Genomic DNA, 15,000 nt, shown 5'->3' with positions numbered 1-15,000 from the left:
AAAAGGCTACAGAGGTTAAAGAAGCTGCTGAGGAAAAAGCTGAAGAAGTTAAGGAAAAGGCCGCTGAGGTTAAAGAAGCAGTTGAGGAGAAGGCTGAAGAAGCAAAAGAGAAAGCTACCGAAGCAAAGAAAAAAGCCTCAGATAAAGTGGCTGAAGTCACCAAAAAAGCTTCCGAAATCAAGGAAAAAGTGGAGAAATCCTAAAAGGATTTAATCCTTAGAAATCATCACAAATTATAAAAGGATGTATAAATATGGTTATATTAAGGAGTAAAGAGATACGTGAAATGGGAATGGAGGAAATCCAGAAAAAACTGGAAGAACTTCAGGCAGAACATGCCAGTCACATTTCCAAGAGTGCTGCCGCGGGGATTTACGAAAACCCGGGGAAGATCAGGGAACTTAAAAAAACCATAGCACGTGTCAAAACCATAATTAACGAAAAAAATAAGGAGAACTAAAATCGATGAAAGTCTGCGATGTTTGTGGTCTACCAGAGGAACTCTGCGTCTGTGAGGAAATAGCTCGAGAGATACAGAGTGTTAAAGTATTCACGGTGAGAAGAAGATTCGGAAAACTAATGACTATCGTGGAGGGAATAGATGAACACGATATTGACATTAAAGAACTCACCAAGGAACTGAAAAACAGATGTGCCTGCGGAGGAACGGCCAAAAAGGGCCAGATCGAACTGCAAGGAGACCATAAAAGGAGAGTCAAAGAAGTTTTAGCCGGAATGGGCTTTTCTTCCGATGACATCCAGGTTCGTTAGATTAAGGGGTTAACTAAAATTTAGCACATGGACTTGATTACTGTTTAATCATACCATGTTTTTTAAGATAAGTTAACCATGGTTTTAAGTTCAAACTTAAAAGACTTCTCAAATAAGATCATGAAAAGTCTTCTGGGAGATTAATCACTGGAAACAGCAGTTAACTCGAATGAGCTTGGCCTGTTTTTCGTGATTATTCACATAAAAATACTTTCACCACCCCATGATAACTATTACTCCACAAAACATTTTAAGACATGAACTGGTGGGGCTTGAAGTGGAAATCACCCACAGTTTGCATGGAGATCTAAAGGGAATTAAAGGATTCGTGGTGAACGAAACCAGAAACACCCTCACCATTGAAGATGGTGAAGGCATGGAAAAAATCATACCCAAAGGGAACGCAACTTTCAAGTTCACACTTCCCGATGGAGTTACACTAGAAATTAAGGGCGACATTATTGTTTCTCGCCCTGAAGATAGGATAAAAAAGAGATTTAGGAAATATTGGTGATAATATGGTTGGTATTGAAGTTACCGAACCCAAAGAAAAATGCAATGATCCTAACTGCCCCTTCCACGGGAACCTGCCAGTGCGGGGCCAGATCCTGGAAGGAGTAGTCACCAGTGACAAGGCAGAAAGGACCATAACCGTTGAAAGGAGTTTTTATAAGTTCATACGAAAATATGAACGATACGAAAAGCGAAAATCAAAAATAAACGCCCATAAACCAGACTGTATCCAGGTAAACATTGGCGATGCAGTGAAAATTGCGGAGTGCAGACCCCTCTCCAAGACCAAGCACTTCGTAGTGGTGGAGGTTAAAGGGGATAAAAAATGAAAGCCATCACATCAAACGTCAGTAAATCACTACCCATAGGCGCTCGCCTACAATGTGTTGACAATACTGGAGCCCGTGAAGTGGAAATAATTTCCGTCAAAGGATACAAAGGTGTCCGAAGAAGGCTGGCTACTGCCGGTGTGGGTGACATGGTTGTTATCACAGTTAAAAAAGGAACAGCAGACATGCGCCGGGAAGTTACCACTGCAGTGGTCGTAAGACAGAAAAAAGAATTCCGCAGGGCAGATGGACTCAGAGTAAAATTCGAGGACAATGCAGCAGTCATTATCAGTCCCGAAGGAGTCCTAAAAGGTTCAGAAATAAGAGGACCAGTAGCCAAGGAAGCTGCGGACAGATGGCCGTCAGTGGGAAGTGCTGCCAGCATTATTGTGTAGGTGATTAGATGTCTAAACAACCAAGAAAACAGAGGAAATTCCGTTATCAAGCACCATTACACATCCGTCATAAACTGATGAGTGTCAACCTCAGCCCAGAACTAAGGGAAGAGTACGAACGACGTTCATTACCAGTAAGGAAAGGAGACACTGTAAAAGTTCTCCGAGGTGACTTCAGGGATCATGAAGGTAAAGTGGAAGGAGTAGATCTTAAACGCTACCGAGTCATGATCGAAGGCCTCAACGTGCAAAAACCCGACGGAAATCAAGTTTACCATCCAGTACATCCATCAAACCTGATGATTATAGAAATGGATCTGGATGATGATGAAAGAAACGAGATATTAGAAAGGAAGGGATAAAATGGCCAAAATGGGATCAAGAAAACATTTAAAAAGGTTCAAAGCACCAGAACACTGGCCCATCCACCCTAAAGAGTTCACTTGGACTGTCAAACCTAGTCCAGGACCACACTCCATAGAGGGATCATTACCACTTCTAGTCATAGTTCGTGATATACTAAAAATAGCAGACAACGCCCGTGAAGCCAGGATCATTATCAACACTGGTGAAGTACTGGTGGACGGTCGCGCTCGTAAGGACTACAAATTCCCAGTGGGATTCATGGATGTAATCCAACTCCCAAAAAGTGGAAAAGCATACAGAGTAGTTCCAGATGAAAAGGGAGAACTTGTACTCCACCCCATAGAAGAGGGAGACACCCAGTTCAAACTATGTCGTATTGAGGATAAAGTCACCATCAAAGGTGGTAAAACACAGTTAAACCTCCACGACGGTCGAAACTATCTGACTGAAGAAGATTACAAAACTGGTGACGTGGTATTACTCAATGTGCCGGATCAGGAAATTAAAGATACCATCAAATTCGAAGATGGAGCTATCGGTCTTATCACCGGTGGTAAGCACATAGGTGAGAAGGGAACAGTTAAAGAAATTAACATCACTCGCAGTTCCATGCCCAACACTGTACTTATTGAAACTGATGAAACTACATTCCAGACCTTACAGGAATACGTTTTTGTCCTGGGAAAAGATAAACCAGTGATTTCACTACCTGGAGGCCAGTAGAATGAACCCTATGCAACAGGTACGCATAGCCAAAGCCACAGTTAATGTAGGTGTAGGTGAAGCTGGTGAAAGACTGGCACGAGCAGAAAAGCTCCTTCAGAGTATCAGTAACCAGAAACCAGTGCGAACTACTTCCAAGGTTACCAACCCAGAATTTGGAATTAGAAAAGGACAACCAATCGCCTGCAAAGTAACCCTTCGTGGTGAACAGGCTGATGAAACTGTGAAACTCATTCTTTCAGGAATTGACAACATAATCCGTCCCACTCAATTTGACAAACAGGGAAACTTATCTTTTGGAATACATGAACACATTGATATTCCTGGAATGCGCTACGACCCGGATATTGGAATATTCGGAATGAACGTTAACATAACCTTCGAAAAACCTGGATACAGGATAAAAAGAAGGAAAGTACAGCGGAAGCACATTCCTCAAAAACACCAGGTCACAACCGATGAGACCATGGAGTACATGAAGGAAAAATTCCAGATTCGACTAGAATCTGATAAAGAGGAATAGGTGATTATTTTGCCCAGAAAATACGGAAAGGCATCCAGGAAATGCAGAAGATGCGGAGACCACTCTGCACTAGTTCGAAGATACGGTCTAATGCTCTGCAGGCAATGTTTCCGGGAACTCGCCCCTAAAATAGGATTTAAGAAGTTTAATTAGAGGTGACAAGATGACTCTTATGGATCCTCTGGCCAACGCCCTAACTAACATGCGGAATAATGAGATACAGGGAAACAATAAATGTACAGTATCTCCTGCATCCAAAATGATTGGGCATGTCCTGAGGACGATGCAAAAAGAAGGTTACATTGGTGAATTTGAATTTGTCGACGATGATAAAGCAGGCATGTTCACCGTGGAACTAGAGGGAAATATAAACAAGTGCGGTGTGATAAAGCCTAGGCACGCCGTGAAAAAAGATGAATTCGAAAAATTCGAAAAACGATACCTACCATCCAAGAACTTTGGGATACTAATTGTAACAACCCCCGAAGGGATAATGACCCACAACGAAGCTAAAGAACGTGGTATTGGTGGTAGACTACTGGTATACGTTTATTAAGGTGATAAAAATGGCTTTAGCAGTGGTTTTAAGGGAAGAAATCCCAATCCCAGAAGGCGTGGAAGTCACCATTGACCAAGATGTAACAGTTAAGGGACCCAAAGGAGAACTCAAACGCAGGTTCAAACAGGGTAACGTCACCATCAAACAGGAAGATAACCTGGTGGTCTTGGAAACTCGCTTCCCCAAAAAGAAGGATAAAGCTATGCTGGGTACTATTAAGTCTCACATCAGCAACATGATCCAAGGATTAACCGAAGGGTTCACCTATAAAATGAAAATCGTTTACGCTCACTTTCCAATGACAGTAAAAGCTGCCAAAGAAAAGGTAACCATTGAAAACTTCCTGGGAGAACGATACCCTCGTACAGCCAAAATAGTTGGCAGTGCACAGGTTAAAGTTCAGGGAGATGAAGTAACTGTTACCGGTGTAAACAAGGAAGATGTAGGTCAAACAATGGCCAACCTTGAACAGGCTACTAAAATCAAGGGAAGAGACCCCAGGGTGTTCCAGGATGGAATATACCTGGTGGCTAAGGAGTGATCTTCATGAGGAAACCAAAATTCAGGAGACAGGAATGGCACAGGTACAAAAAACTGGGCGAAAACTGGAGAAAAGCCAGGGGTAAACTCAGTAAAGCAAGAAGGTACCAAGCTCGTAAACCTGCCATACCCACCATTGGTTACTGCTCACCCAGAGCTACCAAAGGACTCCATCCATCTGGATACCAGGATGTCCTGGTGTGCAACCTAAAAGAACTGGAAAATCTGGATCCTGCAACCCAGGCTGGAAGAATCGGTTCAACAGTAGGACTTAGGAAAAGGGAAGCTATGCTTAAAAAAGCAAAGGATCTTGGAATTAAAATCTTAAATTAATTAATTCCTTTATTTATTTATCCTAATCATAAAAGGCATTAACTTAATCCTAAAAAGCACAATCAAACATAAATATCCTAAAAACCTTCCCCTGTAATGGGATGGTTTATCATAGGAAATCAAGGGGCCCCTACAACACACTATAAGTGTTGAGGGCAAGTAAAAAAACAATAATGAAAAAAAATTCGGATGCAAGGGAAGTATCAGCATCCCCAATTCTTAATAATGAAAATTTTGAATTGGAAAAAAAGTTTTGATCGACCTTTTTCTAAAAGGTCGACATGGAGGTTTCTTTATGAATCTTACTACTCAAAAGAGACTAGCTGCAGACCTGCTCAAAGTAGGTGTGAACAGGGTCTGGATAGACCCTAACAATCTGGAAGAGGTTTCCCGGGCAATTACCCGGGAAGGAGTTAACAAACTCATCCAAGATGGTTACATTAAAGCACGACCCAAAAAGGGAATCAGCAGTTACCGATCAAAAAAGATAGCGGAACAGAAGAAGAAAGGAAGAAGAAAAGGTAGAGGAAGTATAAAAGGAGCTAAAGGGGCAAGAAACCCTAAAAAGCAAGCCTGGATGACAACCATCAGGGCCCTTCGAAAAGACCTCAAAGGCATGAGGGATGAACGAGAAATCAACCGCACCACCTACCGTAAGCTGTACAGAATGGCTAAAGGTGGAGCATTCCGTAGTAAATCCTACATGAAAACCTACGCCAGGGACCACGACCTTTTAAGATAACGGGGGAATAACAATGGCACAAGGATCAAGATATAAATTAGCATTTAAACGTAGAAGAGAAGGAAAAACCAACTACGGTGCAAGATTAAAACTCATCGCATTAGACAAACATCGTCTGGTAGTTCGAGTAACTGGTAATCACACCATAGCTCAGATAGTAGATGTGCAGATTGAAGGAGACCAAACCCTGGTCTCAGCACATTCCCAGGAATTGAAAAACATGGGATGGTTGGCCAGCGGTAAAAACACTTCTGCTGCTTACCTTACCGGATACTTATGTGGTAAAAAAGCTCTTAAAGAAGGTATTACTGAAGCAGTCCTGGACATGGGACTGGCAACTTCCACTAAAGGATCAAGAGTTTATGCAGTACTTAAAGGGGCAATAGATGCCGGTCTAGAAGTACCTCACAACGATGTTATCCTTCCTTCTGAAGATAGAATCACGGGAGAACACATTTCCCAGTACGCTGAATCATTAGATAAAGCTGAAATGGAAAAGAAGTTTTCCCAGTACATCCAGCGGGGATTATCCCCAAAGGACTTACCTGATCACTTTCAAAGTATCAAGGAAAAGATCGAAAAAGAGGTATCATAATGAATGATTATAACGCCGAAGAATGGGAACCCAAAACTAATCTGGGTCGCATGGTAAAGGAGGGTCAGATCACCAGTATCGATGAGATATTCGACCGTGGCCTACCTATCATGGAACTGGAAATTGTGGATTCCCTGCTCCCAGATCTCGAAGAAGAGGTCATGGATGTTAACCTGGTGCAGAGAATGCACAAATCCGGACGTAAAGTGAACTTCCGGGTTATAGTAGCAGTGGGAAACAAAAACGGTTACGTTGGATTAGGACAGGGTAAAGCCAAAGAAGTAGGTCCCGCCATAAGAAAAGCAGTGGACAACGCCAAATACAATGTCATCAAGGTTCGCCGAGGATGCGGAGACTGGGGATGTGTCTGTGGACGAGAACACACCGTACCCTTCAAAGTAGAAGGTAAAAAAGGCAGTGTTCGTGTAACCCTCATACCCGCCCCTGGTGGAGTAGGACTGGCAATTGGAAACGTTGGTAAAACAATCCTTGGACTAGCTGGAATCGACGATGTATGGTCCCAGACCATGGGACAGACCCAGACTACCATCAACTTTGCAGGTGCAGTATTCGATGCTCTCAAAAAGTTAAGCATGGTAAAAGCACCAACCAAAGACCTTAAAAAACTGGGCGTCTGTGTGGAGTAAGGTGATATCATGATTATAGCATTAAGAGTCAGGGGACGTACTGGAATCAAGGGAGACATAGCCGATACCCTGGATATGCTTCGCTTAACCAGAATCAACCATGCAGTCCTCTTACCTGAAAACGACAGTTACCTGGGAATGCTCAGGAAAGGGAAGGACTACATAACCTGGGGTGAAATAGACTCAGATACCCTAACCCAACTCATAGAAAAAAGGGGAAGATTCCCTGGAAGGGAAAGGTTCACCCCTGAAGATTTGACTGGAGACTACTCCTCAGCAGAGGAACTGTCAGAAGCCATCATCAAGGGAGAAACCACACTGGAAGAAGCTGGTTTAAAACCAATTTTCAGACTACACCCCCCACGAAAAGGTTACAATCACATTCGAAAAAGTTTCAAAGAAGGAGGAACACTGGGTTACCGGGGAGAAGAAATATCCCTACTCATCAAAAAAATGATCTAAATAGGATATCTGATCTAAATAGGATATCTAAATAGGATCATATTAGATCCTTTTAATAGATCATGGAATTAATGAGAGAGTTTTGCAAAGTGTAATTACTGCAAAATTTTAAAAACCCATTTATTCCTTTAATAATAAATGGAATCACAAATCAAGGTGTAAACATGATAAGAAAAGCCCGTAAAATACGGAAATTGCGTGGTTCTCGATCTGTTGGTGGAGGCTGTACTAAAAAGCGTAGAGGAGCCGGACACCGTGGTGGAAGAGGAAAAGCCGGAGGCCATAAACACATGTGGACCTGGGTAGTTAAATTCGACCCGGACCGATATGGTAAACACGGTTTCAAAAGACCACAAAAAACCATCAATAAATTTAAAACAGTGAACCTGGATTACCTGGATGATAATGCAGAAAAACTGGTTGAAAAAGAATTAGCCCAGAAAGACGGTGACAACATCATCATTGATGTCACTCAATTAGGATATGATAAAGTACTGGGAAGGGGAAAAATAACCAGATCTCTCACCGTCAAAGCACCTCACTTCTCTGCAAGTGCAGTTGCCAAAATTGAAGAAAAAGGTGGAGAAGCTGTTAGTCTCCAGTAGAATTTCTCTGTTTACCAGTAGAATTCTATATTAAAAAAAAATCCATGTTCCCTTATAAGGAGTGAAAACAATTGTTGAAGGAAGCTCTTCTACCCATTTTCTCATACTTACCCCAGGTAAAATCACCAACTTACCGGGTCCCGTTTAAAGAAAAATTAAAATGGACCGGAGTAATTTTGATACTCTACTTTGTACTTACCCAGATACCATTATTTGGTTTAAGTTCAACTTCAGTGGACCAGTTCGCCCAACTCAGGGCAGTAATGGCTGGTAGTTTCGGTTCCATATTAACACTAGGTATCGGACCCATAGTATCGGCATCCATCATACTCCAACTCCTGGTTGGAGGTAAGATCCTGAACCTGGATCTCTCACAGCATGATGATAAAGCATTCTACCAGGGAATTCAGAAGCTCCTTGCAGTCATATTCACTCTTTTCGAGGGCGGAGTACTGGTCCTTACCGGTGCACTTGCACCATCATCCCCAGAATTTGTCTGGATCATGATTCTGCAGATCACCATTGGAGGAATACTGATCATATTCCTGGATGAAGTAATATCCAAATGGGGATTCGGAAGTGGAGTAGGACTCTTCATTGCTGCTGGTGTTTCAGCACAGATAATCATTGGATCTTTAAACCCATTATCCTCACCAACCGCACCTGGAGTACCTTCTGGTGCCATACCCCAGTTCATATACTATTTAACTACCAGTCAACCAGATTTCAGTCTGCTAATACCAATTATCTCATTGATAGCAGTATTCCTGATAGTGGTTTATGCTGAGTGTATGCGAGTGGAAATACCACTATCATACGGTGGGGTAAAGGGAGCCAGGGGTAAGTACCCATTGAAGTTTATCTATGCCAGTAACATGCCGGTTATATTAACCAGTGCATTACTCTTAAACGTACAGCTATTTGCTGCACTGTTCCAGAAGTTAGGATTCCCTATTTTAGGAACAGTATCCAATGGTAAAGCCATTAGCGGAATAGCCTATTATTTAACCACACCCTATGGACTATCCAGTATTCTGACCAACCCCCTGCAGGTGGCAATTTATGGTGTGGTATTCATCGCATCATGTGTACTGTTTGCATGGTTATGGGTGGAACTGAGTAACATAGGGCCCAAGGCAGTAGCCAAACAATTACATGGAATGGGAATGCAAATTCCTGGATTCAGGAGTAGTCGTACCCAGTTTGAAAGAATACTCAAAAAATACATCCCTGCAATCACAATCCTGGGAGGTGCTTTCGTAGGCCTTCTGGCCTTTGGAGCAGATTTAACCGGTGCATTGGGTGGGGGAACAGGTGTTCTTTTAACTGTGGGTATTGTGTACAAACTCTATGAAGAAATAGCTCAGGAGCAGCTTATGGACATGCACCCAATGCTCAGGAAGTTCTTAGGTGATTAAATGAAAGTTGTTGTAGTTGCAGGAATACCAGGATCAGGAAGTACCACCGTACTTCAACATGCTCTTAAAGAAACAGATTATGTTCATGTGAATTACGGTGATGTCATGTTGGAAATAGCCCAGGAAATGCAACTGGTAGAAGACAGGGATTCCATACGCAAACTCCCTCCTGAAACCCAGAAAGAAGTCCAAAAAAAGGCAGCTGGGACCATAAGAGAAAGGGCGAAAGTTGCCAACACTATCGTGGATACCCACTGCACCATTAAAACTCCATCTGGTTTCTTACCAGGTTTGCCCAAGTGGGTTCTGGATGAATTGCAACCTGACATGTTCATCCTACTTGAAGCAGACGGTGATGAAATACTAATGAGACGGGTTAATGACACTACCAGAACCCGGGACACCGAACGCCTGCAGGACATTAACCTGCACCAAGAAATGAACCGGGCCACAGCCATGGCCTACGCAGTTTACACTGGAGCCACGGTTAAGATTATAGAGAATCACAATGACCATCTGGAAAGTTCAGTTGAAGAAATGAAAAATACTTTATCCTGAATTTTCAGATAAAACCATCCATATATAAACATTCAAGATAAGAATCCATAGATAAGATTTTATAAGGTAAGAATCATTTATAGATAAGACTCTTGGATAAGAATAAAATTTGAAATATATTGAATAAAAAAGTAAAAATTATAGGGTAATAACCCGTTATAATGAAACATTTGGGATAAAAACCCTTTGTGGGTATAAGAGGAACAAAAAATGGCATTTGAATTTATAACTCAACCAATATTTGGTGCATTGGACTTTGTGTTCCTGCCCCTGATCACCATGTTTGGCCCGATGTTAGGTGTGTTCGTAATATCCACCATAATAGCATTCTTCATAACCCTGGCCAACAAACTACTGGTGGACCAGGACAGGTTGCAGTTTTTGCAGAAGGAAATGAAAGTTTATCAGCAGGATATGATGGCAGCCCAGAAATCAGGGGATGCCAAAGCAATGGCAGAAGTTCAGAAAAAACAGGCTGAATTCATGGATCTGCAGAAGGAAATGATGATGAACTCCTTCAAACCCATGATCGTTACCTTCATACCCATACTGCTGGTTTTCTGGTGGATGGCTGCACAGCCAGCAATCAACAAATTAGTGGTTGAATTACCATCATTTGTATTCTACGTGCTACTGGTCCCACTGTTCCACATGTTTTACCACCAGTCACCAGGAGTTCCCTACATGGCCATTGAATGGTTGGGATGGTACATTCTATGCTCATTTGCCATGTCCATAATCTTCAGGAAATTGATGGGACTTAAAAGTGGGGGAATTTAATACAAACAGGTGTTATTAGTTCCAGATCCTCATTAAATTCTTTTAAAGGATTTAATTTTATTCACAGGATTTTAAATTCATTCACTTAAAATATTTTAAGACTTATATAAAGGAGATAATTAAAATGCCAGCATTAAGATACAGATCACGAACGTATAAAAGAACCTTCCGTAGAACCCCTGGAGGCAAAACTGTCCTTCACTACAAGAAGAAAAAACCTCAAAAGCACCACTGTGCTGAATGTGGTAAACTCTTACACGGTGTTCCACGAGGAAGACCTTACCAGATAAGAAAACTAGCCAAATCTAAAAAACGACCTAACAGGCCATTCGGTGGTAAACTCTGCACAGAATGTACCCGCAGGTTCTACAAAGAACAGGCCCGATCTCTTTCTGAATCTCAAGATAGTCAATCCCAGGATATTGAGGAATAGATCCTAAATGATCATAACCATCGGTGGACCAGCTGGAAGTGGAACCAGTACAACCTCCCACATACTATCTGAAAAAACAGGAATACCCTACATATCAGCAGGGGATGTCTTCCGACAGATGGCACGAGAGAGTAATATGGATGTACTCAAGTTCAGTAAATTCGCCGAAGGAAACATTAAAATTGACCAGGAAATAGACAAGAGGCAGGCAGAATTAGCTCGCGATGCTGATGATCTCATTGTTGAAGGCCGCATTTCAGCCTATTTTGTAGATGCTGATTTGAAGGTATGGTGCAATGCACCCCTGGATGTTCGCGCAGAGCGTATCAGCCAGAGGGAGAATAAATCCATAGAACTTGCCCGAGAAGAAATCATAACCCGAGAAGCTAGTGAAGCCCAGAGGTACCTGGACATACACAATATAGACATTAACAACATGGATGTTTATGACATTGTAATTAACACTCACGCCTTTCAGGCGGATAGTGTTGCTCAAATCATAGTAAAAGTAACTGAGGTGATTAGATGCCAGCAATAGAAGTTGGAAGAATTTGTATGAAAATCTCCGGAAGAGAAGCCGGTGAAAAATGCGTAATAGTCGAGATCATAGATGATAAATTCGTAGAAGTAGTTGGAAGTGCAGTTAAAAACCGCAGATGCAACATCAAACACCTGGAGCCATTGGACCAGGTAATTGAAATAAAGAGTGAAGATCCTGAGGAGATCAAAAAAGAACTCGATGCAGCAATTGCTTAAACACAATTTGCAGCATAATTAAATAAAAGGTTTTATTCACATGGCAGAACTCCTCCAAAAAGCCTACGGGGAAACAGATCCCCACTACGGCACCAAGCCAGAAGAAAGGCCCATTGAGGAGCACCTGTCCCGGGGTATTATCAACCTGGATAAACCCTCTGGCCCAACATCCCATGAAATCGATGCATGGGTTAAGAGGATTCTCCCCTGTGAGAAAACTGGTCATGGTGGGACCCTGGATCCCAGGGTCACTGGTGTGTTACCCATTGGAATTGACAATGCAACCAGAGCCATACAACTACTCCTGGAAGCACCCAAAGAATACGTGTGCCTCATGCGCCTCCATGAAGATGTGGGCGAGACCAGTATTCGTGATATTCTAGGGGAATTCACCGGTAAAATATTCCAAACCCCCCCAATGCGCTCTGCAGTCAAAAGAGAACTAAGGGTACGGACCATATACTACGTGAACATTCTGGAAATAGATGGTCAGGATGCACTCTTCCGTATTGGTTGTGAAGCCGGTACCTACATCCGTAAGTACTGTCACGATATTGGTGAAGCACTGGGATGTGGAGCCCACATGGCAGAACTGCGCAGAACCCGGGTAGCAGACTTCACCGAGGATGAAACCCTGAAGACCCTGCAGGATGTTAATGATGCCTACCATTACTGGATTGAAGATGGTGATGAAGCACCCCTCAGGGAGTGCGTGCTCCCCATGGAAAGAGCAGCCAGTCATCTTAAAAAAGTAGTGGTAAGAGATTCCGCAATAGATGCCTTATGCCATGGTGCAGATCTGGCAGCAGGTGGAATTCTCCAGCTCAGTGAAGGTATTAAAAGAAAGGATACCCTGGCGGTCATGACCCTTAAGGGTGAACTGGTGGCTGCTGGTGAGTCACTGGCCACCACCACTGAAATTGACCAGGCTGGTAGTGGAATCATGGTAAATATAAAAAAGGTTTTTATGGAACCAGGAACATACCCTATGATGTGGAAGTAAAAAAAATTTATAATCTACTCTTTACCTGGACTCCCACCAAACCCGCTATACACAAATAATATTTAATGGGTTTTTTAACACGTCTAATAAAACCAGTAGAATGTTCCATCTCACATTACTATTAACGTCTCGTACGAATAGAATGTTCCTTCACTATAGGATAGGATGTTTCTTTCATTATAGGGATAGGATGTTTCTTTCACAATAGGAATAGATGTTCCTTCACAATAGATTGTTCTACACACTATTGTCCAATATCACCAGATATTAGGTAAAGATATAACTAATTAGCAAAGAGTTTATATTACACAAACACAAGAATATAATCTTATGCCGGGATAGTCTAGCCTGGTAAGGCGCAAGACTGGAAATCTTGTGGAGCTTTGCTCCGCCTGGGTTCAAATCCCAGTCCCGGCGTTCATCAAAACATATTTTGTTTAGTAATATAGTTAGATGAAATTGTTGAATAATTGAATGACAATTGTAATGATCATTAAATCATAATCAATTCAAACTCAATTAAAAGGGGATTCAAGTAAAGTTTCAGACAACCCTAACCGGTTGTGACTGATGATCCGCATGAACCCCAGAGATACTTTAAATACAGTGAATATATTGGAGGAAATTTTAAATGGAAGAAGAATTCAAACACATGGTCCGGATCGCCCGTAAAGATGTAGACGGGAACAAGACCATAATAAACGCCATGACCGATATAAAGGGAATTGGTAAGGCATTATCCGGTGCAATATGCACTACTATGGATTTTGATCCAAACCAGCAAATAGGATATCTGTCAGATAAGGAAGTCTTACGCCTTGAAGAAGCCGTTAAAAATCCTAAAAACGGCAAAATACCTGAATGGATGTTTAACCGTCGTAATGACTATGAAACCGGTGAAACCGGTCACCTCATAGAATCAGATCTGGTAATGTGCCTCAGGGATGATCTCAACCGTATGAAGAAAACCCGAAGTTACAAGGGTAGAAGACACGAAGTGGGACTACCAGTAAGGGGTCAGAGAACCAAATCCACATTCCGTAAAGGAAGCTCCGTGGGAGTTAGAAGGAGAAGAAGAGGATAAACTCAGGAGACGATTAACATGGGACATCCAAGAAAGGCAAGGAAACAATACGATACCCCTTCACACCCCTGGAATGCAGACCGCATAAAACAGGAAAACAAATTAGTTCAGAAATACGGCTTAAAAAACAAGAAAGAAGTTTGGAAAGCCGAAACTATGGTTAAAAGGTACAGGAGAGACGCCAGGGAATTACTGGGTATGTCCAGTGAACATAACTCCACTGAAAGACAACAGCTCCTGAACCACCTGGTAACCATAGGTGTACTACCAGAAAATGCTAAACTGGAAGATGTTCTGGACCTGACAGTGGAAGATGTGCTACGCCGCAGACTACAGACAGTGGTTCACAGGAAAGGACTGGCATACACCGCTAAAGAAGCACGAGTATTCGTGGTTCACGGACACATCGCCATGAACAACCGAAAAATCGACTCCCCCAGTTACCTGGTGAAAAGAGGAGAAGAAGAACTAATCGGATACTATCCAGGTTCAGCAGTTATAAAACTCAAAATCCCTGAAACACCTAAAAAGGAAAAACCTAAAAAGGAAAAACCAAGAAGGGACTCATATCGAGGAAGAGGAAGGAGAAATAGGAGATAAGGTGATAACATGGCAGAAAAAACAAAAGAAAAATGGGGAGTAGCCAACGTTTACTCATCCTTTAACAACACCATCATCACCATCACCGATGTTACCGGAGCAGAAACCATCAGCCAGTGGTCTGGTGGTAAAGTTGTCCGCGCAGACAGACAGGAATCATCACCCTTTGCAGCAATGGAAGCAGCAAGTAGGGCAGCAGATGATGTTAAGGAAAAAGGAATAGTAGGTCTGCACATTAAAGTGCGAGCACCTGGTGGAAACGGAC

27 protein-coding genes and 1 tRNA gene (1 of these 28 cut by a window edge) are annotated in these 15,000 nt (G+C 42.3%); all 28 read left to right on the top strand.

The genetic code is table 11. The annotated features are described in order from the left end of the window. The first annotated feature begins 253 nt into the window (after window positions 1–253). Window positions 254–460 (top strand): 50S ribosomal protein L29, encoded by a 207-nt coding sequence (gene rpmC, locus A994_RS05680; protein ID WP_004030394.1) that lies wholly within the window; start codon window positions 254–256, stop codon window positions 458–460. Window positions 461–465: 5 nt separating this feature from the next. Continuing rightward, on the top strand, window positions 466–771 hold the full coding sequence (gene yciH, locus A994_RS05675; protein WP_004030393.1) for a stress response translation initiation inhibitor YciH: 306 nt from the start codon (window positions 466–468) through the stop codon (window positions 769–771). A gap of 223 nt (window positions 772–994) precedes the next feature. Beyond that, window positions 995–1,285, top strand: a complete 291-nt coding sequence (rnp1, locus tag A994_RS05670; RefSeq protein ID WP_048204098.1) for a ribonuclease P protein component 1 — start codon at window positions 995–997, stop codon at window positions 1,283–1,285. 4 nt (window positions 1,286–1,289) lie between these two features. Next, window positions 1,290–1,613 (top strand): 30S ribosomal protein S17, encoded by a 324-nt coding sequence (locus tag A994_RS05665; protein WP_004030390.1) that lies wholly within the window; start codon window positions 1,290–1,292, stop codon window positions 1,611–1,613. After that, entirely contained in the window at window positions 1,610–2,008 is a 399-nt protein-coding gene (locus A994_RS05660) for a 50S ribosomal protein L14 (protein WP_004030389.1), read from the top strand. The genes A994_RS05665 and A994_RS05660 overlap by 4 nt, the downstream gene beginning before the upstream one ends. An 8-nt stretch (window positions 2,009–2,016) precedes the next feature. Further along, window positions 2,017–2,370 carry a 50S ribosomal protein L24 gene (gene rplX, locus A994_RS05655; protein WP_004030388.1) on the top strand — a complete coding sequence of 118 codons (354 nt, stop codon included), beginning with the start codon at window positions 2,017–2,019 and terminating at the stop codon, window positions 2,368–2,370. A gap of 1 nt (window position 2,371) precedes the next feature. Continuing rightward, entirely contained in the window at window positions 2,372–3,097 is a 726-nt protein-coding gene (locus A994_RS05650; RefSeq protein ID WP_004030386.1) for a 30S ribosomal protein S4e, read from the top strand. A gap of 1 nt (window position 3,098) precedes the next feature. Further along, the gene (locus A994_RS05645; RefSeq protein WP_004030385.1) at window positions 3,099–3,620 is read left to right on the top strand and encodes a 50S ribosomal protein L5; all 522 of its coding nucleotides are present in this window, start codon (window positions 3,099–3,101) and stop codon (window positions 3,618–3,620) included. Beyond that, window positions 3,621–3,773, top strand: coding sequence for a 30S ribosomal protein S14 (locus A994_RS13035; RefSeq protein ID WP_004030384.1), 153 nt, complete (start codon window positions 3,621–3,623; stop codon window positions 3,771–3,773). A 10-nt stretch (window positions 3,774–3,783) separates the two neighbouring features. After that, window positions 3,784–4,176: a 30S ribosomal protein S8 gene (locus tag A994_RS05640; RefSeq protein WP_004030382.1), complete on the top strand. Its 393-nt coding sequence runs from the start codon at window positions 3,784–3,786 to the stop codon at window positions 4,174–4,176. 10 nt (window positions 4,177–4,186) lie between these two features. After that, complete coding sequence (locus A994_RS05635; protein ID WP_004030381.1) at window positions 4,187–4,720, top strand: 50S ribosomal protein L6; 534 nt, start codon at window positions 4,187–4,189, stop codon at window positions 4,718–4,720. Window positions 4,721–4,725: 5 nt separating this feature from the next. Beyond that, entirely contained in the window at window positions 4,726–5,052 is a 327-nt protein-coding gene (locus A994_RS05630; protein ID WP_004030380.1) for a 50S ribosomal protein L32e, read from the top strand. Between the two features lie 295 nt (window positions 5,053–5,347). After that, a complete protein-coding gene (locus A994_RS05625) occupies window positions 5,348–5,794 on the top strand; it encodes a 50S ribosomal protein L19e (RefSeq protein ID WP_004030379.1) in 447 nt (148 codons plus the stop codon). Window positions 5,795–5,807: 13 nt separating this feature from the next. Beyond that, window positions 5,808–6,389: a 50S ribosomal protein L18 gene (locus tag A994_RS05620; RefSeq protein ID WP_004030378.1), complete on the top strand. Its 582-nt coding sequence runs from the start codon at window positions 5,808–5,810 to the stop codon at window positions 6,387–6,389. Further along, the gene (gene rpsE, locus A994_RS05615; RefSeq protein ID WP_004030377.1) at window positions 6,389–7,036 is read left to right on the top strand and encodes a 30S ribosomal protein S5; all 648 of its coding nucleotides are present in this window, start codon (window positions 6,389–6,391) and stop codon (window positions 7,034–7,036) included. The genes A994_RS05620 and rpsE overlap by 1 nt, the downstream gene beginning before the upstream one ends. 9 nt (window positions 7,037–7,045) lie before the next feature. Then, window positions 7,046–7,498, top strand: coding sequence for a 50S ribosomal protein L30 (locus A994_RS05610; protein ID WP_004030376.1), 453 nt, complete (start codon window positions 7,046–7,048; stop codon window positions 7,496–7,498). A gap of 164 nt (window positions 7,499–7,662) precedes the next feature. Continuing rightward, window positions 7,663–8,103, top strand: a complete 441-nt coding sequence (locus A994_RS05605; RefSeq protein WP_004030374.1) for an uL15 family ribosomal protein — start codon at window positions 7,663–7,665, stop codon at window positions 8,101–8,103. Between the two features lie 71 nt (window positions 8,104–8,174). Then, entirely contained in the window at window positions 8,175–9,521 is a 1,347-nt protein-coding gene (secY, locus tag A994_RS05600) for a preprotein translocase subunit SecY (RefSeq protein WP_004030373.1), read from the top strand. Continuing rightward, entirely contained in the window at window positions 9,522–10,079 is a 558-nt protein-coding gene (locus tag A994_RS05595) for an adenylate kinase (RefSeq protein WP_004030372.1), read from the top strand. A gap of 210 nt (window positions 10,080–10,289) precedes the next feature. Further along, window positions 10,290–10,859 carry an EMC3/TMCO1 family protein gene (locus tag A994_RS05590; protein ID WP_004030371.1) on the top strand — a complete coding sequence of 190 codons (570 nt, stop codon included), beginning with the start codon at window positions 10,290–10,292 and terminating at the stop codon, window positions 10,857–10,859. Window positions 10,860–10,983: 124 nt separating this feature from the next. Further along, complete coding sequence (locus A994_RS05585) at window positions 10,984–11,292, top strand: 50S ribosomal protein L34e (protein WP_004030369.1); 309 nt, start codon at window positions 10,984–10,986, stop codon at window positions 11,290–11,292. A gap of 7 nt (window positions 11,293–11,299) precedes the next feature. Next, entirely contained in the window at window positions 11,300–11,830 is a 531-nt protein-coding gene (gene cmk, locus A994_RS05580; protein WP_004030368.1) for a (d)CMP kinase, read from the top strand. After that, window positions 11,818–12,048 (top strand): 50S ribosomal protein L14e, encoded by a 231-nt coding sequence (locus A994_RS05575; RefSeq protein ID WP_004030367.1) that lies wholly within the window; start codon window positions 11,818–11,820, stop codon window positions 12,046–12,048. Before cmk ends, A994_RS05575 begins: the two co-directional genes overlap by 13 nt. A gap of 40 nt (window positions 12,049–12,088) precedes the next feature. Then, window positions 12,089–13,051, top strand: coding sequence for an RNA-guided pseudouridylation complex pseudouridine synthase subunit Cbf5 (locus A994_RS05570; RefSeq protein ID WP_004030366.1), 963 nt, complete (start codon window positions 12,089–12,091; stop codon window positions 13,049–13,051). Window positions 13,052–13,383: 332 nt separating this feature from the next. Then, window positions 13,384–13,468: transfer RNA gene (locus A994_RS05565), tRNA-Ser, on the top strand. A 214-nt stretch (window positions 13,469–13,682) separates the two neighbouring features. Continuing rightward, window positions 13,683–14,135, top strand: coding sequence for a 30S ribosomal protein S13 (locus tag A994_RS05560; protein ID WP_004030365.1), 453 nt, complete (start codon window positions 13,683–13,685; stop codon window positions 14,133–14,135). Window positions 14,136–14,153: 18 nt separating this feature from the next. Further along, window positions 14,154–14,735, top strand: coding sequence for a 30S ribosomal protein S4 (locus A994_RS05555; RefSeq protein WP_004030363.1), 582 nt, complete (start codon window positions 14,154–14,156; stop codon window positions 14,733–14,735). Window positions 14,736–14,744: 9 nt separating this feature from the next. Further along, on the top strand, window positions 14,745–15,000 hold the 5' portion of the coding sequence (locus A994_RS05550; protein ID WP_004030362.1) for a 30S ribosomal protein S11. 143 nt of this gene lie beyond the right edge of the window; only the first 256 of its 399 coding nucleotides appear in the window; it begins with the start codon at window positions 14,745–14,747; the stop codon falls past the right edge of the window.

The organism is Methanobacterium formicicum DSM 3637 (assembly GCF_000302455.1).
GTDB classification, from domain to species: domain Archaea; phylum Methanobacteriota; class Methanobacteria; order Methanobacteriales; family Methanobacteriaceae; genus Methanobacterium; species Methanobacterium formicicum_A.
Note: the sequence above shows the minus strand (reverse complement) of the source record. Positions and strands in the feature narration are given on the sequence as shown.